The organism is Amycolatopsis saalfeldensis, from assembly GCF_900110575.1.
GTDB classification, from domain to species: Bacteria; Actinomycetota; Actinomycetes; order Mycobacteriales; family Pseudonocardiaceae; genus Amycolatopsis; species Amycolatopsis saalfeldensis.
This window is the reverse complement of the sequence record NZ_FOEF01000002.1, coordinates 243,160-261,273: the sequence shown is the minus strand read 5'-3', so window position 1 is coordinate 261,273 and position 18,114 is coordinate 243,160. Positions and strand designations below refer to the sequence as shown.

General features: G+C 71.6%; 14 protein-coding genes. 2 read left to right on the top strand and 12 right to left on the bottom strand.

The annotated features are described in order from the left end of the window. Positions 1–106: 106 nt before the first annotated feature. A complete protein-coding gene (gene acnA, locus BMY97_RS05285; protein WP_091613335.1) occupies positions 107–2,929 on the top strand; it encodes an aconitate hydratase AcnA in 2,823 nt (940 codons plus the stop codon). A gap of 62 nt (positions 2,930–2,991) precedes the next feature. On the opposite strand, the gene BMY97_RS05280 is transcribed toward acnA, so the two are convergent. The 11 genes from BMY97_RS05280 to BMY97_RS05230 form a co-directional block, all read right to left on the bottom strand. Further along, positions 2,992–3,552, bottom strand: a complete 561-nt coding sequence (locus tag BMY97_RS05280) for a dihydrofolate reductase family protein (protein ID WP_091613333.1) — start codon at positions 3,550–3,552, stop codon at positions 2,992–2,994. A 96-nt stretch (positions 3,553–3,648) separates the two neighbouring features. After that, positions 3,649–5,253: a phospholipase C gene (locus BMY97_RS05275; protein WP_091613330.1), complete on the bottom strand. Its 1,605-nt coding sequence runs from the start codon at positions 5,251–5,253 to the stop codon at positions 3,649–3,651. Positions 5,254–5,284: 31 nt separating this feature from the next. Next, entirely contained in the window at positions 5,285–6,451 is a 1,167-nt protein-coding gene (locus tag BMY97_RS05270; protein WP_177231196.1) for a Dyp-type peroxidase, read from the bottom strand. After that, complete coding sequence (locus BMY97_RS05265; RefSeq protein ID WP_342744000.1) at positions 6,448–7,602, bottom strand: EfeM/EfeO family lipoprotein; 1,155 nt, start codon at positions 7,600–7,602, stop codon at positions 6,448–6,450. Before BMY97_RS05265 ends, BMY97_RS05270 begins: the two co-directional genes overlap by 4 nt. 153 nt (positions 7,603–7,755) lie before the next feature. After that, positions 7,756–9,375 carry an alpha/beta hydrolase gene (locus BMY97_RS05260; protein ID WP_091613327.1) on the bottom strand — a complete coding sequence of 540 codons (1,620 nt, stop codon included), beginning with the start codon at positions 9,373–9,375 and terminating at the stop codon, positions 7,756–7,758. Between the two features lie 191 nt (positions 9,376–9,566). Next, complete coding sequence (locus BMY97_RS05255) at positions 9,567–10,037, bottom strand: nitroreductase family deazaflavin-dependent oxidoreductase (RefSeq protein ID WP_091613326.1); 471 nt, start codon at positions 10,035–10,037, stop codon at positions 9,567–9,569. Then, positions 10,030–11,001, bottom strand: a complete 972-nt coding sequence (egtD, locus tag BMY97_RS05250) for an L-histidine N(alpha)-methyltransferase (RefSeq protein WP_091613322.1) — start codon at positions 10,999–11,001, stop codon at positions 10,030–10,032. The genes BMY97_RS05255 and egtD overlap by 8 nt, the downstream gene beginning before the upstream one ends. Then, positions 11,001–11,762 carry an ergothioneine biosynthesis protein EgtC gene (egtC, locus tag BMY97_RS05245; RefSeq protein WP_091613319.1) on the bottom strand — a complete coding sequence of 254 codons (762 nt, stop codon included), beginning with the start codon at positions 11,760–11,762 and terminating at the stop codon, positions 11,001–11,003. The genes egtD and egtC overlap by 1 nt, the downstream gene beginning before the upstream one ends. Before the next feature lie 5 nt (positions 11,763–11,767). Beyond that, positions 11,768–13,117, bottom strand: coding sequence for an ergothioneine biosynthesis protein EgtB (gene egtB / locus BMY97_RS05240; RefSeq protein ID WP_091613316.1), 1,350 nt, complete (start codon positions 13,115–13,117; stop codon positions 11,768–11,770). After that, complete coding sequence (locus tag BMY97_RS05235) at positions 13,114–14,376, bottom strand: glutamate-cysteine ligase family protein (RefSeq protein WP_091613313.1); 1,263 nt, start codon at positions 14,374–14,376, stop codon at positions 13,114–13,116. Before BMY97_RS05235 ends, egtB begins: the two co-directional genes overlap by 4 nt. Before the next feature lie 411 nt (positions 14,377–14,787). After that, positions 14,788–15,714 carry a LysR family transcriptional regulator gene (locus BMY97_RS05230; RefSeq protein ID WP_091613310.1) on the bottom strand — a complete coding sequence of 309 codons (927 nt, stop codon included), beginning with the start codon at positions 15,712–15,714 and terminating at the stop codon, positions 14,788–14,790. 121 nt (positions 15,715–15,835) lie between these two features. On the opposite strand from BMY97_RS05230, the gene BMY97_RS05225 reads away from it, so the two are divergent. After that, entirely contained in the window at positions 15,836–17,035 is a 1,200-nt protein-coding gene (locus BMY97_RS05225; RefSeq protein WP_091613307.1) for a Glu/Leu/Phe/Val dehydrogenase dimerization domain-containing protein, read from the top strand. 84 nt (positions 17,036–17,119) lie between these two features. Here BMY97_RS05225 and pip read toward each other — a convergent pair whose 3' ends face one another. Further along, positions 17,120–18,070, bottom strand: a complete 951-nt coding sequence (gene pip, locus BMY97_RS05220) for a prolyl aminopeptidase (protein WP_091613305.1) — start codon at positions 18,068–18,070, stop codon at positions 17,120–17,122. Positions 18,071–18,114 lie beyond the last annotated feature (44 nt).

Below are 18,114 nucleotides of genomic sequence, written 5' to 3'. Positions count from 1 at the left end.
GTGCGCAAGACTCGCTCGTGGTCGGCCCGACGACCCCGTTACACACCGAACTGACCCGGGACTCACGTGCCGCACCGGCGCGGGATCCATGCCACTGGAGTTAGACGTGACTGCACCTGCCAGCAAGGACAGCTTCGGCGCCAAAGACACGCTGAAAGTGGGAGACGCCTCGTACGAGGTCTTCCGCCTCAACAAGGTCGAGGGCTCCGAGCGCCTGCCCTACAGCCTGAAGATCCTGCTCGAGAACCTGCTGCGCACCGAGGACGGCGCCAACATCACCGCCGACCACATCCGCGCGCTCGGCAGCTGGGACCCCAGCGCCGACCCGTCGATCGAGATCCAGTTCACGCCGGCCCGCGTGATCATGCAGGACTTCACCGGCGTGCCGTGCGTCGTGGACCTCGCCACCATGCGCGAGGCCGTCACCGATCTCGGCGGCGACCCCGACAAGGTCAACCCGCTGGCCCCGGCCGAGCTGGTGATCGACCACTCCGTGATCATCGACGTGTTCGGCCGCGCCGACGCCTTCGAGCGCAACGTCGAGATCGAGTACGAGCGCAACCGCGAGCGCTACCAGTTCCTGCGCTGGGGCCAGGGCGCGTTCGACGAGTTCAAGGTCGTCCCGCCGGGCACCGGCATCGTGCACCAGGTCAACATCGAGCACCTCGCGCGCACGGTGATGGCCCGGGGCGGCCAGGCGTACCCCGACTCCTGCGTCGGCACCGACTCGCACACCACCATGGTCAACGGCCTGGGCGTGCTGGGCTGGGGCGTCGGCGGCATCGAGGCCGAGGCGGCCATGCTGGGCCAGCCCGTGTCGATGCTGATCCCCCGCGTGGTCGGCTTCAAGCTGACCGGCGAGATCCCGACCGGCGTCACCGCGACCGACGTCGTGCTGACCATCACCGAGATGCTGCGCAAGCACGGCGTGGTCTCGAAGTTCGTCGAGTTCTACGGCGAGGGCGTCGCCTCGGTGCCGCTGGCCAACCGCGCCACCATCGGCAACATGAGCCCGGAGTTCGGCTCCACCGCGGCGATCTTCCCGATCGACGAGGAGACCGTCCGCTACCTGAAGCTGACCGGCCGCTCCGCCGAGCAGGTCGCGCTGGTCGAGGCGTACGCCAAGGAGCAGGGCCTCTGGCACTCTGCTGATCAAGACGCGGCGCACGAGCCGGCGTACTCCGAGTACATCGAGCTGGACCTGTCCACGGTCGTGCCGTCGATCGCCGGCCCGAAGCGCCCGCAGGACCGCATCGAGCTGTCCGACGCGAAGTCCTCGTTCCGCAAGTCGGTGCACGACTACGTGGACGACGACCAGCGCACCCCGCACACCAAGGTCGACGAGGCCGTCGAGGAGTCCTTCCCGGCCAGCGACCCCGCCTCGCTCTCGTTCAAGGACGAGGACGCGGTCGACATCCAGTCCGCCGCGAACGGCGCGTCCGGCCGCCCGTCCAAGCCGGTCACGGTGAAGACGAGCGACCGCGGCGAGTTCGTGCTGGACCACGGCGCCGTGGTGATCGCCTCGATCACCTCCTGCACCAACACCTCGAACCCGTCGGTGATGCTCGGTGCCGCGCTGCTGGCGCGCAACGCCGTCGACAAGGGCCTCACGGTTAAGCCGTGGGTCAAGACCTCGATGGCGCCGGGCTCGCAGGTCGTCACCGACTACTACACCAAGGCCGGCCTGTGGCCGTACCTGGAGAAGCTGGGCTACCACCTGGTCGGCTACGGCTGCACCACCTGCATCGGCAACTCGGGCCCGCTCTCGGACGAGATCTCCGCGGCCATCCAGGAAAACGACCTCACCGCCGTCTCCGTGCTGTCGGGCAACCGCAACTTCGAGGGCCGGATCAACCCGGACGTCAAGATGAACTACCTGGCGTCGCCGCCGCTGGTCATCGCGTACGCGCTGGCCGGCACGATGGACTTCGACTTCGAGCACCAGCCGCTCGGGCAGGACACCGACGGCACCGACGTGTTCCTGAAGGACATCTGGCCGACGCCGCAGGAGATCCAGGAGACCATCGACTCCTCGATCACGCAGGAGATGTTCACCAAGGACTACGCGGACGTCTTCGACGGCGGCGAGCGCTGGAAGGCGCTGCCGACCCCGGAGGGCAAGACCTTCGAGTGGGAGGCGGAGTCCACCTACGTGCGCAAGCCCCCGTACTTCGAGGGCATGCAGGCGGAGCCGGCGCCGGTCGCCGACATCTCCGGCGCGCGCGTGCTGGCGAAGCTGGGCGACTCGGTCACCACCGACCACATCTCCCCCGCCGGCGCGATCAAGGCCGACACCCCGGCCGGGCAGTACCTGACCGAGCACGGCATCGGCCGGAAGGACTTCAACTCCTACGGCTCGCGCCGCGGCAACCACGAGGTGATGATCCGCGGCACCTTCGCGAACATCCGGCTGCGCAACCAGCTGCTGGACGACGTGCAGGGCGGCTACACCCGCGACTTCACCCAGGACGGCGCCCCGCAGGCGTTCATCTACGACGCGGCGCAAAACTACGCGGCGCAGGGCACCCCGCTGGTCGTGCTGGGCGGCAAGGAGTACGGCTCCGGCTCGTCGCGGGACTGGGCGGCCAAGGGCACCTCGCTGCTGGGCGTGCGCGCGGTGATCACCGAGTCGTTCGAGCGGATCCACCGGTCGAACCTGATCGGCATGGGCGTCATCCCGCTGCAGTTCCCGGCCGGCGAGTCGGCCGCGTCGCTGAAGCTGGACGGCACCGAGACGTTCGACATCGCCGGCATCACCAGGCTGAACGACGGCGAGACCCCGCGCACCGTGCACGTCACCGCCACCAAGCAGGACGGGACGAAGGTGGAGTTCGAGGCGGACGTCCGCATCGACACCCCGGGCGAGGCCGACTACTACCGCAACGGCGGCATCCTGCAGTACGTGCTGCGCAAGATGACCCGCAGCTGATTTCCGTTACACCACAAGCGAAGGCCGTCCCGGGTCTCCCCGGGGCGGCCTTCGCCGTCGGATCAGGCGGGCCGGTAGCGCAGCTCGACGGCCCGCGCGGGATCGCCGTCGTGGATCCGCGCCCACCGCACCGGGTCGATGCCCGGCGCGTCGAACAGCCGCACCCCGGAGCCGAGCATGACCGGCGCCAGGTGGACGTGGAACTCGTCGATCAAGCCGCGCTCCACGCATTGGCGGGCGATGTCCTGGCTGTGGATCTCCAGGTCCTTGCCCGCCGCCGCGGCCAGCCCGATCGCCACCGCCTCGGCCACGTCGCAGTCGAGGAAGGTGATGCCCGGGTCCGGGATCGCGTCCTCGGGATGGTGGGTCAGCACGAACACCGGCCCGCTCCACGCGCCGCCGTACGGCTGCCGGCCCGCCTGGCCCGGATGCCGCGCGGCGATCGCGTCGTAACCGCGGCGGCCGCCCAGCACCGCCCCGAGGCTGCCGATCGCCTCCTCGTGGCAGCCCGGGCGGACCGTCGTCCCGGCCGCCCAGTCCAGCGAATGGCCGGGCCCGGCCGCGAACCCGTCCAGCGACATCATCAGGTGCCAGCGCACCTTGCCTTCTGCCGTGCTGCCCATCAGAGCCTCCCGTTGTCACGCCTTTTGCCCGGGTAGACCGGACCGGGCGCGGAAACTCATCGGTGCGCGGGAGGCGCGGGTGAACGGCGCCCCTGATCAGGGGACGACAGCGCCGGTTTTCGGGTCCAGCTTCAGGGTTTTCGCCTTCGGGGACGAGAAGTCGAACATCCCGGTCAACGGTGCCGCGAGCGCGTCGTAGGAGCTGTCGCCGATCCGGCCGAGGTGCCAGTTGTCCTCGATGAAGCGCAGCACCGAGGTCTGGTCGGTCATCGCGTGGTCCACCTGGTTGACCTTGCTGTACGGCGAGATCACCAGCAGCGGCAGGCGCGGGCCGTACCCGCAGCGGTCGGCGTAGCCGCCCAGCTTCACCGGATGCGAGGTGCAGACCGGCGAGTCCTGCGCGGAGTCGTGCGAGCCGTTCACGATCTTCGGGGCCTGGTGGTCGTACCAGCCATCGGAATCGTCGTAGGCGAGCACGATCGCGGTGTCGCGCCAGTGCGGCGAAGCCTGGATCTTGTTCACCTCGGCGGCCACGAACGCCTGCTCGTCGAGCGGGTCCGAGTACCCGGCATGACCGTCCTGATAGGACGGTGCCTTGAGGAAGCTGACGGCGGGCATGGTGCCCGCGCCCAGCGCGTCGTTGAAATCGCTCACGTCGTACTGGTGGTTGGCCTGGTCGGTCTGGCCCACGGCGGGCAGCGAGCTGGGCGGCAGGTGCTTCGGATTGGCCGTCGACTCGTAGTACTGGAACGGCTCGTGGTGCGGGCTGTAGTCCACCGACGCCTGGCCGCCGACGTTCGGGTGCTGGGTGCCGCAGACCGCGTGGCCGTTCGCGGCGCCGGTCGGCTTGAACCCGCCTTCGAACCAGCCCCAGGTGACGTTGCGGGCGTTGAGCAGGTCGCCGACGTTGCGGCCCTGGAACGCCCCGAGGTTGTCGGTGGCGGTGTGGTTGTTGTCGGAGCAGTCGTCGAACGCCGGGTCGGGGTCGGTGATCATGGTGCCGACGCCCTTGGCGTCCGGCGAAGCGGCCGTCTTCGGGTCCACCTTCGGCTCGCCGGTGACCGAGTCCACCGGCTGGAGGCCGTGCGTCTGGCCGGAGACCAGGTTGATCGCGCCGGGGCTGGACGGGCCGAACACGGCGTCGAAGGAGTTGTCGTTCAGCGAGTAGTGCTGGGCGTAGTTCCACATCGCGGTGACGGTGTTGCCGTCGAAGTAGTCCATCACCAGGCCGGGCTCGCCGAACAGGACCGGCTGGCCGGTGCACTTGTCCTTCTCGGTGTGCTCGACGAACTTGTCCATCTTCCCGCCGTCGAAGGCGGCCTGCTCCTTGTTGTAGTCGTGGGCCTGGTCGCAGGTCAGCGCCTGGTCCGGGCTGAGCCGCTTGGGGTTGTAGGCATTGGGGTTGTCGGTCAGGAGCCGCGGCGTCAGCCCGTTGACCGCCGGGGTGCCGGGCGCGGCGCGGAACGGGGTGCCGTTCTCGTTGGTGGCCTTCGGGTAGGCGCCGAAGTAGTGGTCGAACGAGATGTTCTCGCCGAAGATCACCACGACGTGCTTGATCGGCGTCGCGGTGGCGAAGGCCGCCGCGTCCACCGCGTGACCCGGCACCGGTGCCGCCTCGCTGCTCGCGCACGCCGACGCCAGCAGCGCGGCTGTGGCCAGCGCACCCGTCGCCAGCGCGGTCCTCCTCCTGCTCCTGCCCACAGCCTGCCCCTTTCCGCTCGCCCAGTGGTGCCTAAACCAGTAATGCCCGGCCGTAGTGGTCGGCCGGGCCGGTCACGCCGGGCAGCAGGTAGAAGTACCCGCCCCCGAACGGTGAGACGTAGTCGGTGAGCGGCTCGCCGGCGAGCCGCTTCTGCACCGTCTCGAACTGGCGCTCGAGGTCACGCTGGTAGCAGGTGAACACCAGCCCCAGGTCGAGGTTGCCGTTCGCGTCCACGCCACGGTCGTAGTTCACCGCGCGCCGCAGGATGCGCTCGCCGTCGGTCTGCGGCGTGCGCGGGTTGGCGCGGCGGATGTGGCTGGTCAGCGGGATCACCGTGCCGACGGGGTCCTGGCCGTAGCGCGGCTCGTCGTGCTCCTGGTCGCCGTCGAGCGGGGCGCCGTTGTCGCGCCGGCGGCCGATCATGTTCTCCTGCTCCGAAAGCGAGACGCGGTCCCAGAACTCGGCCAGCATCCGGATCAGCCGGACCACCTGGTAGCTGCCGCCGTCGTCCGTCCACACCAGACTGTCCAGCTCGGGCGGCTCCGGGTTGGCCGTGCCGTCCTTGAAGCCCAGCAGGTTTCGCGGCGCGCCCGACGGACGCGGCAGTGACGTGAAGCCGTCGATCTTCCAGCGCAGCTGCATGCCGCCGCGGGTGGCGCGGGCGAGGTCACGCAGGGCGTGCAGCACGGTGTCCGGCTCCTCGGCGCTGAGGGTGAGGCTCAGGTCGCCGTGGCACCAGGCCGGGTCGAGCGCGTCGTCGGGGAACATCGTCATCGGCTTGAGCTTCGCGGGCTTGCGCGGCGCGAGTCCGTAGCGGTCGTCGAACAGGGACGAGCCGGCGCCGAGCAGCACCGACAGGTCTCCCGGCGGCACCTCGGGCCCGAGCACGCCGGAGTCGGCGGGCGGGCCGGTGATGCCGACGGCGGCAGGCGCTCCCCCGCGGGTCAGGAACCGCGCCCGGTCGGTCAGCTCGCGATACAGGCCGGTCAGCTCGGCCCGGTCCTCCGCGACGACGTCGAAGGCCGCGACGATCGAGTGCCGCGGCGGGTCCGAGAGGATCGCCGTCTGCCGCCGCCCGTAGAACGAGGCCCCGCTGGCGCTGTTGCTCGCCGCCGCGCTGCCGGCCATCCCGGCCAGCCCCGCCCCGGCGCCCGCGGCCGCCGCCCCGCGCAGGAACGCGCGCCGCCCGAGCGTCACGAGACCCTCCTCGGCTCGGCGATCGCGGCGATGGGCGCCAGGCGCTCGGTGAGTTCGGAGACGTCGGCGTTGACGCGTTCCCGTTGCGGCTGCGCCAGTTCCGCCAGCGACCTGCCCTCGACGGCCTTCAGGTCGCGCTCGGTCCGGTCCAACCAGGCGTCGAGGTCCTTCAGGCCCGGGAAGCGGGTGGCCAGCAACGGCCGGAGCACGTCGAGCACGGCGCGGGTGCCCGTGAGGTTCGCGCCGGCGGTGGCCAGGGTGCTGCCGCTGCCGTAGTCGGAACGGCCGGTCAGCTCGGACTGCAGGGTGTTCTCCATGATCTCGTGCGCCCGCAGGCCGAGGTCGTTCTGGTCGATCTGGGCGTCGGCGAAGGCTGTCCTGAGGGCTGACACGTCGGCATCCAGCCGATCGGCGACCGGTGCCAGGGCGTCGAGGCTTTCGTTGTGCCACAGGCCGTTCTCGAGCCGGTGGAAACCGGTGAAGCCCGGGTCCGCCGCGCCGCCGGGCCGGCCGTCGGTGGTGCCGTTGATGGCGCCGTCGGAGTCGCCGAACGCGTCGTAGGCGGCACCGAGGCGCTCGTAGGTCAGGTGCGCGGTGAGCCAGGCGCGCCGGCTCGACTCCCGGTTTCCACTGTGGACGGACCGCTTGAGCGCGGCGGTCTGGCCGGCCAGCGTGCCCAGTCCGTCGGTGACGTAGGCGTGGTACTGCTTGAGCGGCCCGAGCAGGTCGGCGTTCGTCACGGGCACCACGGCCGGGCCCGGCCGGTCCGCGCCGCCGGTGACCTGCACCGTGGCGCCGACGAACGGGGTGCCGTCGTCGGGGACGCAGCGCAGGGCGTACCCGCCGTTGCCGAGGTTGACCGGGAGCGCGCGCGTGGTGCCGGCCCCGACGCCGTCCAGCTCGCCGAACACCGTGCCGGTCGCGGGGTCGATGACCTCGACCTCCATGGTGACCGCGGCGTTGTTGCGCACCTGCAGCGTCTGCGAGCCGGACTGCGGCGCGGTCCAGCCGTTGCCGCACACGGACCGCGAGACCTCGATGACGGCGGCTTGGCGGGCGTCGTCCCCGGGCATCAGCGACACGGCCACGGTGGCACCCACCACCACGACCGCGAACCCGGCAGCACCCAGCACGACCACCGAGCGCCGCACGTCAACTCCCCTCCGGTGAACTTCTGGCGGCCACTTTGGCGGGTTGGTGCCGTGGTGACAAGAGTCTTGTCCGGTTATGCCCGATTTTCGGGCCGAACTACCCCGGTGCCGGGCCGCCCGCGTGGGTCGCGGACGGCCCGGTCGTCGCCGCGCTCAGCCCCGGGCGGTCGCCGGGGTCTCGAACGGCTGGGTGTCGGGCTGGAACACCTGGCCTTCGGCCGGCACCTTCAGATCGGTCAGGTACTCGGCCACGGTCTGGTCCACGGTGCGGGAGCCGCCCAGGATGCAGTGGCCGAAGGAGTCGACCGAGAGCAGCCGGGAGTTGCCCAGCTCGGCGGCCATGCGCCGGCCGAACGCGTACTGCGTGGCCGGGTCGTAGAAGTTGCTGATCACGAGCACCGGGACGTCGGTGTTCGCGTGCCACGGGCCCGAGTACCGGTCCGACTTCTTCGCCGACGGCCAGACCGGGCACGCGGCGATGTCGGAGAACACCTGGTAGCGCCCGAAAGTCGGCGACTGCCGGTCCGCCTGGCCGGCGATCCCCGGCACCTGCGCCTGGCTGATGGCCATCGGCTTGTCCGCGCAGTTCACGCCGAAGTAGGAGTCGTCGCCGGTGTACGGGCTGTCCGGGGCCAGGTCGGCGAGGCCGTTCTTGGCCGTGCCCAGCGTCTTCAGCCGGTGGGGCGCGGCGCTCTGGGACTGCGCGGCCAGCGGGTGGATGGCGTCGTACAGCGTCTGGAGGTCGGCGGCCAGGTAGCCGAACCCGGACGGCGAGTACAGGGTGCCCGAAACCCCTCCGGTGAAGGTGCTGATGTCCACGGTCTGGCCGCCGGGCAGCTGGATGGGCTGCTGCCGAAGAGAGGCGCGCAGCTCGTCGAATTTGGCGCGCGGGTCGCCGGAGCTGAACGCGCACTTGTCGCCGGCCTGGTCGCAGCGCTTGAGGAAGGCGTCGAGCGAGATCTCGAAGCCCTGCGCGCGCTGGAGGTCGTAGGCGACGCCGTCGGTGGTCCGCAGCTGCGGGTCGACGTTGCCGTCGATCACGATCGCCCGGGTCTGTTTCGGGAACATCGCGGCGTACGTCGAGCCGATCAACGTGCCGTAGGAGAAGCCGACGTAGGTCAGCTTCTGGTCGCCGACGGCGGCGCGGAGCTGGTCCAGGTCACGCACCACGTCCTTGGTGGACATGTGGTTCAGCAGGGCGCCGGCGTTGTTCTTGCAGAACTGGCCGTAGTCCTTGTACGCCGCGAGCGTCGTGGAGATCTCGCTGCGCGACAGCGGGACGGGCGTCGTCGAGCCGAGCACCTCGCCGGCGTCCTCGGCGGTGGTGAAGCAGCGCAGCGGGTTGCTGTCCCCGACCCCGCGCGGGTCGAACCCGATCAGGTCGAACCGGTCCAGCACCGGGCCCGGGAAGTAGCCGGAGCCGGCGATCGGCATCCGCAGCCCGGAGCCGCCCGGGCCGCCGGGGTTGAGGAACAACGACCCGATCCGCTGCGCGGGCACCTTCGCCGCCCGCTTGAGCAGGGCGATGTCGATGGTCCCCAGCGCCGCGTTGTCATGGTCGACCGGCACCCGATAGCGGGCACAGCTGTACAGCTTGAGCTGGTCGGCGGGCACGCCCGCCAACGTCCCCTCGGGGCACGCGCCCCAGGCGACCCCGGCCACCGCCTCGGCCTGCGCCGCTTGAATTCCGGCCGCGGTCGCCGCCCCCGCGGAGCCGGCGCCGGTGAGCGCCGCCCCCGCGCCGAGCGCCACCACCAGCGCGGCCGCCCGCACTCTTCTCGATCCCCGCACGACCTCACACCCTCCCGTTGCACGTCCGCGCCCACGCGGGCACGGTCCGTCACCACGGGCGAGACTCGCACAACCGGTCAAACCGGGGCACCGGCCGAAAGGAGGAGATCACGACACGAAACCCCCACCAAAGACAGCCTCGGCCACCGCGGCCAGGGCTACTGCGGCCGGGGCTACTGCGGCGAAAGCACGAACACGGGCAGCGGCCTCCCCGCCGCCACCCGCTCCATCTCGTAGCCCGGCCAGAACCGCAGCAGCTCCGCCCACATCCGCTCGTACTCCTCCCCTTCCAGTTCCCGGACCTTCACCGCCACGACGCGCCCCCGGATGGCCACCTCCGCCTCCGAGAGCGCGCGCAGGTTGAACGTCCAGGCCGGGTTCCGGGGCCGGCCCCAGTTCGAGCCGGTGAGCACGAAGTCGGCCCCGTGCGGGAAGTACAGCAGGTTCGTGGAGCGGGGCAGCCCGCTCTTGCGCCCGACCGTGGTCAGGCGCAGCGAGGGCAGCCCCGCGATCCCGACCAGGCTCACCTTCCCGCCGAACCACCGGTGAAGCTTCTTGTCGGCCCAGATGATTCCGCGGGAGGCCTCCATCACCCAGGGCTGGGTGCCGAGCTTGCGGGCGAGGTTCGCGAGAGGGTTAGCCACGGACAGATCTTGCCAAACTCACCCCGAACCGCTGCTGGGAGTCGGTCCACCAGCGCTCCAGGCCGAACCCGGCGGCCTTCAGCTCCGCCTCGACGCCACCGGGCCGGAACTTCGCCGAGATCTCGGTGCGGATGTGCTCGCCCTCGGCGAACCGCACCTGAAGCTCCGCGCCCGGGATCTCCACGGTCAGCGCCCGCCGCGCGCGCAGCCGCATCTCGATCCACTCGTTTTCGCTGTCCCAATGGGAAACGTGCTCGAACGCGTCAAGGTCGAAGTCCGCGCCGAGGCGGGTGTTGATCACGCGCAGCACGTTGCGGTTGAACGCTGCCGTGACCCCGGCCGCGTCGTCGTACGCGCGCTCCAACGTCTCGCGGTCCTTCACCAGGTCGGTGCCGAGCAGCAGCCACTCGCCTTCGTCGAGGACCTCACGCACCGACCGCAGGAAGGTCGTGCGGTCCTCGGGCAGGAAGTTGCCGATCGTGCCGCCGAGGAAGGCGACCACCCGCGGCCGGCCGCCGGGCAGCAGGCCCAGGTGCCGGGTGAAATCGCCGACGACGCCGCGGACCTCCAGCTTCGGGTAGTCGGCGGCGATCGCCTCGGTGGCCTCGGCGAGCGCGGACTCCGAGACGTCGAGCGGCACGAACGATTCGAGCGTGCCGTGCCCGGTCAGCGCGTCGAGCAGGAGCCGGGTCTTCTCGCTCGACCCGGACCCCAGCTCCACGAGCGTGTGCGCGCCGGTGAGCTGCGCGATGTCGCCCGCCCGCGCGGCGAGCACCTCGCGCTCGCAACGCGTCGGGTAATACTCCGGCAGCGCGGTGATCTCCTCGAACAGCTCGCTGCCGTCCGCGTCGTAGAACCACTTGGGCGGCAACCACTTCTGCGCCGCGGTAAGCCCGGCACGGACGTCTTCGCGCAGCTCGCCCGTCACGTCGCTGCGATGGCTTTCCAGGTCGGCCTCGGTCATCAGGGGGCACTCCGATCGAAAGTCAGGGGGAAGTGTTCCGCGCCGTCGGCGGTGACCCGCACGGCGTGACGGTCCGGGACAGCCGTCCAGCCCGGGTCCGGATCGCACGGCTCCGAGGCCAGCACGACCCCGCCGGGGGTGCGGAGCATCGACAGCGCATGCGTCCACGTGGTCGCGACGAGCGTCTCGCCGTCGGTGAGCAGGAAGTTCAGCCGTGAGCCCGGCGCGGCCGCTTCGACCTCGCCGACGAGCGCGGTCACCGCGGCCAGCGGGTCCTGACCCGCGCCCAGCCGCTCCCGCAGCAACGCCCACAGCAGCGCCGAGTCCGTCGGCGCCTCCAGCGTGAGCAGCTCGGTGACGTCGAGCCCCGCGGCGAGCCCGGCCATCGAGCCGGGCCAGCCGCGGACGACGCCGTTGTGGCTGAACAGCCAGCGGCCCGAGACGAACGGCGCGGCGGCCGCCTCGGTGACCGGCATGCCGGTGGTGCCGTTGCGGGCCGCGGCGACAAACGCGGTGGTCCGCGCCGAGGCGGCCAGCGCGGGCAGCACCTGATCCGTCCACAGTGGACTTTGACGCCGATAGCGCAGCGGCGCCGCACCCGGTTCCGGGTACCAGCCGAGGCCGAAGCCGTCGGCGTTGACCGACCCGCCGCCCCGCATGTCGCGCGGTGCGTAGGACTGCACGAGCAGCGCGTGCGGGGCAGCGAACATCAGCTCGGCGGGCGACGTGGGCGCGCCGAGGTACGCGAGGTGCCGGCACATGCCGTCTACGTCACCTCGCCGGGACGGGGGTCGCGGGCGCAGCGGAAGCCGGCGAAGATCTGCCGCCGGATCGGGTAGTCCCAGTTGCGGAACGTGCCCCGGATCGCCGCCGCGTCGGTGCCGAACGAGCCGCCGCGCAGCACCTTGTACTCCGGCCCGAAGAACACCTCCGAATACTCCCGGTACGGGAACGCCGAAAACCCGGGATAGCCGTGGAAGCTCGTGCTCGTCCACTCCCAGACGTCGCCGATCAGCTGGTGCACGCCCAGTGGCGACGCGCCGGCCGGGTATGCGCCCGCCGCGGCCGGGCGCAGGTGGCGCTGGCCGAGGTTGGCGTGCTCGGCCGTCGGCTCCTCGTCGCCCCACGGGAACCGGCGGGACCGGCCGGACACCGGGTCGTGCCGGGCCGCCTTCTCCCACTCGGGCTCGGTGGGCAGCCGCTTGCCCGCCCACCGCGCGTACGCCTCGGCCTCGTGGAACGACACGTGCACCACCGGCTCGCCGGACGGCACCGGCTCGTGCACCCCGAACCGGGTCCGCCACCAGCCGCCCGGCTCACGGCGCCAGAACCGCGGCGCCGTGATGGCGTGGTCGTTCAGATAGGCCCAGCCCGCCTCGCTCCAGAACCGGCGGTCCTGGTACCCGCCGGAATCGAGGAATTCGACATACGCGCCACAGGTGACCGGCGCGGTGTCGAGGACAAACGCCGGCACGTCGACCTCGTGCGCCGGGCGCTCGTTGTCCAGCGCCCACGGCTCGGCCGTGGTGCCCATGGTGAAGCGCCCGCCGGGGATCAGCACCTCGGCGGGCAGCCGGGCCGCGGGCGGGCGCGGCGGCTCCGGCGCGTGCAGCACCGGCTCGCCCTGTCGCAGCTGGTGGGTGGCCAGCATGGTCTCGTCGTGCTGCTGCTCGTGCTGGGTGATCATGCCGAAGGCGAACGCGCTTTCGGTGAGCCTGCTGCCTTCCAGCGGCGCCTTCTCCAGCACGTCGAAGGCCTTCTCACGGACCTCCCGCACATACGCGCGGGCCTCGGCCGGGCCGAGCAGCGGCAGGGACGGCCGGTCGGCGCGCGCGTGCTGGAACGCGTCGTACAGGTCGTCGATCTCCGGGCGCAGCGGCTCGCGGCCGCCGACGTCGCGGACCAGCCACAGCTCCTCTTGGCTGCCGATGTGCGCGAGGTCCCAGACCAGCGGCGACATCAGCTTCGAATGCTGCCGCACGAGGTCTTCGTCGTCGACCGCGTCGGTGAGGGCGATGCTGCGCGCCCGGGCCCGGGTGAGGGCTTCGGCCGCGTGCGCCCGCAGGTTCTGCGGGCTCAGTTCGAGCAGCGGGTTGTGCTCCGGGGTGACACTCATCGTTCCTGACTCCTGGATCCGTTCACGCGTGCGCGCACGCTCCCGGTGATCTCCGTGATGGTCTCGGCGGGCAGGCCGGTGGTGCCGAGCTCGGCGATCCCGAGCTCGGCCAGCTCCCGCGCGACGGCGGCGAGGCCGGCGTCGGCCAGCCCCAGCCGGGCCGCGTCGGCCCAGCGCCCCGCCACCGGCGCGCACAGCTGCCGGACCCGGTCCACAGTGGACGGACGGGCGAGCAGGGCCGTGACGAGCGCGACGGGGGGCAGCCACTCGCCGGGCGGCTGGGCGTCGAGGTACCGGATCTCCAGGTACCCGTGCGGCCGCACCGGCGTGAACATCGTGGTGAGGTGGTAGTCGAGGTCCTCGGTCGTCGGACGGCGGAGCATGCCGGCCGCGCCGCGGCCGCCGATCCAGTCCGCGAAGGTGAGGCCCTCCGGTGCGTCCCACGGCCGTTCACCGCGGGGCAGCACCATCAGCGGGGTGTCCATCATCCGCCGGGCCCACTCCGCCGCCGGGTCCGGCCCCGGCTCGCCCGAGACGGTGCGCACCGGCTCGGTTTCGGCCACGGCGAGCCACCGCGCGGACGCGAGGCCGGTATCCCGGCCGGCGTGCACGGCGGAGTTGGCGAAGGCGGCGAGCAACGGCGGGCCCATGGCGTGGGCCGCCGCCCAGCGGGCCGCGTACTGGTCGGCCTCACCGGCGTCGACGCAGATCTGCAGGCCCGCGGTGCTGCACATCATGGTGATGCCGCCCTCGCCCAGCGGCGCGAACCGCCGCTCCATGGCCGCGTACCGCGGGGTGCGCAGCGCTCGCCGCGGCGGCCGGTGGGCGTCGATCGCCGACTCGCCGAGCACGAGGCCGTGCCGGGCGAGGAGGGTGACGAGGTAGTCGAGGTCGGCCGAGACGACTGCGTGCAGCTCGCGCAGCGAGGCCTGGGGAAGGGCGGAGATCTCCACCTGGCAGCCGGGCTCGAGGCTCAGGGGCGAGCCGGCCGGGAGCGGGGCCGCGGGACTGTCGGGGCGCAAGGTCCGCGGGGTGTGCGGGCCGAGCGCCGTGGCCAATAGGTCGGGGTCGAGGGGTTGGGCCGGGTCGCCGGTGTGGTGCACCGTGAACTCCAGCTCCACGCCGAGCAGTCTCGGTGGGCCGTGTTTGAAACACACCGAGGCGACGTACGCCTCCCCCGCCGCGCGGTCGGAAAGAACCCGCGCGGTCAGGTTCGACGCACTCCCGGATTTCTCCGGAAAATCGTGCACCGTAGTCATCGATCGCCGTCCACTGAATCGTCCTAGGCAGAGGGGGTCCGCGGGGTCGGACCACTTGTCTCGGACGCTACACGGAGGGTCCGACAAAAACAGCGGCGTAACGTCGCGGGCAGGATCCATAAGCAGCTCGTAAGGTGCTGTGAGCAGGCAGTTCATCCCGATTGCCGACACCGCTGCGCCAACCGGATGATCACGGCGGCGCGGGTTCGGCGCCCAGTCCCTGCTCCGCCGCCGCGGCCTGCGCCGCGCCGATCGCCGGGCCGCCGCGCCGACGCGGGGAAAGCGTCATCCACTGCACTCAGCGAGGCGAAAGGCCCGGCCGCTGCACCACGTGAGCCGACCACCACCCCGAGCCGGAGCAGCCCATCGTCAGGTGACGCTCAGTCCCGCCGGAACATCCCACCCCGACCATCAGGGCAGCGCGGGTTCCGTACCCAGCCCCAGCTCCGCCGCCGCGGCCTGTACGGCGCCGATCACCAGGTGCAGCGAAGGCCGCCGGATCTCGGTGCGGCGGTAGGCGATCGAGACGGTCCGCAGCAGCGGGGTCGTCAGCGTCACGACGTCGATCCCGGGCGGGCGCAGCAGGCGCAGGCCCAGGTCCGAGACGAGGGTGACGCCCAGCCCGGCGCCGACCATCGCCATCGCCGTCGACTGCTCCTCCACCTCGTGGTTGATCTTGGGCGAGAACCCGTGCCGGTGACAGGCCATCCGCATCGCGCGGCCGAAGTGCGACTTCGGGCTGGCCAGGATCCACGGGTGCTCGGCCAGCTCGTCCAGCGACGCCGTCCCGGCCGGCACCGCGCCCGCGGGAACCGCCGCGTGCAGCCGTTCCACGGCGACCACCGCGCGCTCGAGGCCGGCGTCCCACTGCATCGGGGCGTCGGAGTAGTCGATCACGAACGACAGGTCCAGCGTGCCGTCGCGGACCGCCTCGGCGGTGTCCTCGGGGGCCAGCTCCCGCGTGCGGACCTGGATGCCCGGGTACTCGGCGGCGAGCGCGGTCAGCGCCGTCGGCAGCAGCCCGGAGGCCACCGACGCCCACACCCCGGCCGTCAGCCGCACGGACAAAGTGCCCTGGGCCTCCTCCAAGGCGAGCGTCGCGCGCTCGACCGAGCCCAGTATCTCCTCGGCGTGCTCGGTGAGCAGCACCCCCAGCTCGGTGAGCTGGACCCGGCGCCCGAGCCGTTCGAACAGCTTCGCGCCCACGTCCCGCTCCAGCTGCGCGAGCTGCTGCGACACCGCCGAAGCGGTGTAGTGCAGGGACACCGCGGCCGCGGTCACCGTGCCACGGCGGTGCAGCTCGCGGAGCATCCGCAAGCGGTGCAACGAAAGCTCCATGCAGCAACCCTAAACAACTTCGTGCAGCTTCGTTAAATAGACGCGAAGCCACTTGCGCGCGCACCCTCGACTTGAGGCGGCCGTGACGGGCCGCCCCGGACTCTTGGAGGTGAATGGCCTGATGATCTCGCAGAACGCCGAACCGCTGATGAGGCTCACGTGGACCGATCCCGTGACCGGCGCGCATGGTTACCTCGTGGTGCACAGCCTGGTTTCCGGCATGGCCACCGGCGGCACGCGGATGCGGGCGGGCTGCACCATGGGAGAGGTCGAGGACCTGGCCCGCGGCATGGCGAACAAGACGGCCACCTTCAACCTCCCCGTCGGCGGCGCCAAGGGCGGCCTCGACTTCGACCCCAAGGACCCGCGCGCGTTCGGCGTGCTCACCCGGTTCTGCGAGTTCCTGCGCCCGTGGCTGGACTCGCGCTGGGTGACCGCCGAAGACCTCGGCGTGCCGCAGCACCTGATCGACTCCGTCTTCGAGAAGCTCGGGCTGGAGCAGTCCTACCACGCCGCGATCGGCCGTTCGGCGGATCCGGCGCGCACCCTGCGCCGCGTCCAGGCCGGTCTCAACGCGCCGGTGCCCGGCGGGCTGCTGCTCGGCGACGTGATCGGCGGCTACGGCGTGGCGCAGGCCTGCCTCGGCGCGGCCAGCGCCTGGGGCTGGACGGCGCCGGAGACCACCGTCGCGATCCAGGGCATCGGCACCATGGGCGGCGGGGCCGCCTGGTACCTGCACGAGGCCGGTGTGAAGGTCGTCGCCGTCGCGGACGCCGCCGGCACGCTGTACGACCCCGAAGGCCTCGACGTCCCGGCCCTGCTCGAACTGCGCGACCGCTTCGGCGAAGTCGACCGCTCGCAGCTGCCCGAGGGCGTGCGCCTGCTGCCGCGCGACGCCGTGGTGTCCACCGACTGCGACATCCTCGTGCCGGCCGCGATCTCGTACGCGCTGCGCGTGGACAACGAGAACCTCGTGAAGGCCACGGTCGTCGTCGAAGCGGCCAACGCCGCCACGACACCGGAAGCCGAGGCCTCGCTTTCGGCGCGCGGAGTCGCGGTGATCCCGGACTTCGTCGCGAACGCGGGCGCCGCGGCGTGGGCTTGGTGGCTGCTGCTCGGCGAGGTGGGCGCCGACCCGGCCGACTCGTTCCTGCGGCTGCGCACCGAAATGCAGTCGAAGGTCGCGCTGCTGCTGGCCGAGTGGAATCTGGACCGGGTGCCGCCGCGCGTCACCGGGCTGCAGCTGGCCGAGACCACGCGCTCGGCCCGGGCCGAAGAAGCGATGGCGGAAGATGGCGCGCCGGCGCTGCTCATCCCCTGACCACGAAACCCCGCCGCGGCGGATGACGCTTTCTCTCGCTCGGTGCGGCGAAAGCGTCATCCGCCGCGTTTGAGGAAGACCCGATCACCCGGCCGCGAACCGGTCGGTCGCGCCGACGAGCACGTTCTGCATCGCGTCCGTCGACGTGGTGTGCCCGGTGCCGCCGACGAGCACCAGTTCGGCGTCCGGGTACGCCCGCTCCAGCAGCCACGGCGTACCGGTGAGGCTGCTGAGGTCAAGGACGCCCTGGGCCAGCACGGCGGGGATCCCGGCGAGCTTCGCGGCGTCGCGGAGGATGGCGCCGTCCTCCAGGAAGCAGCCGTTCGAGAAGTAATGCGTGACGATGCGGGTGAAGGCGAGCCGGTACGCCGGGTCGTCGAACCGCGGCGAAGGCGGCACTCCCGGCAGCATCGCGGCCTCCCAGTCGCACCAGGCGCGCGCGGCGGGGTGGTGGACGGCGGGGTCGGGGTCCATCAGCAGGCGGTGGTAGGCCGCCGCCAGGTCGCCGTCCCGCTCGGATTCCGGGACCAGGTCGCGGAACCGCGCGAACTCGGCCGGGAACATCCCGCCCAGCCCGCGGGTGAGCAGGCCGATCTCCAGCTGCCGGTCGGTGGCCAGGCCCATCAGGACCAGCTCGGTGACGCGCTCGGGATGCCGCACTGCGTAGGTCAGCGACAGCACCGAGCCCCACGAGCCGCCGAACAGCAGCCACCGTTCGATGCCGAGTGTGGTGCGCAGCAGCTCCATGTCGTCCAGCAGATGCCCGGCGGTGTTGGCCGAGAGGTCCGCGACGGGCTCGCCGGCGTGCGGTGTGCTGCGCCCGCAGCCGCGCTGGTCGAACAGGACCACGCGGTACCGGTCCGGGTCGAAGTAGCGGCGCAGGCCCGTCGAGCAGCCCGAGCCGGGGCCGCCGTGGACGACCACCGCGGGCTTGCCCGCCGGGTTGCCGCAGACCTCCCAGTAGACGGAGTGGCCGTCGCCGGCGTCGAGCTTTCCGTGGTCGTACGGTTCGATCTCGGGATAGAGGCCGGGCACGGCGGATCCTTCCGGTCGAGTTATGACAGCGCCATTATATTAGC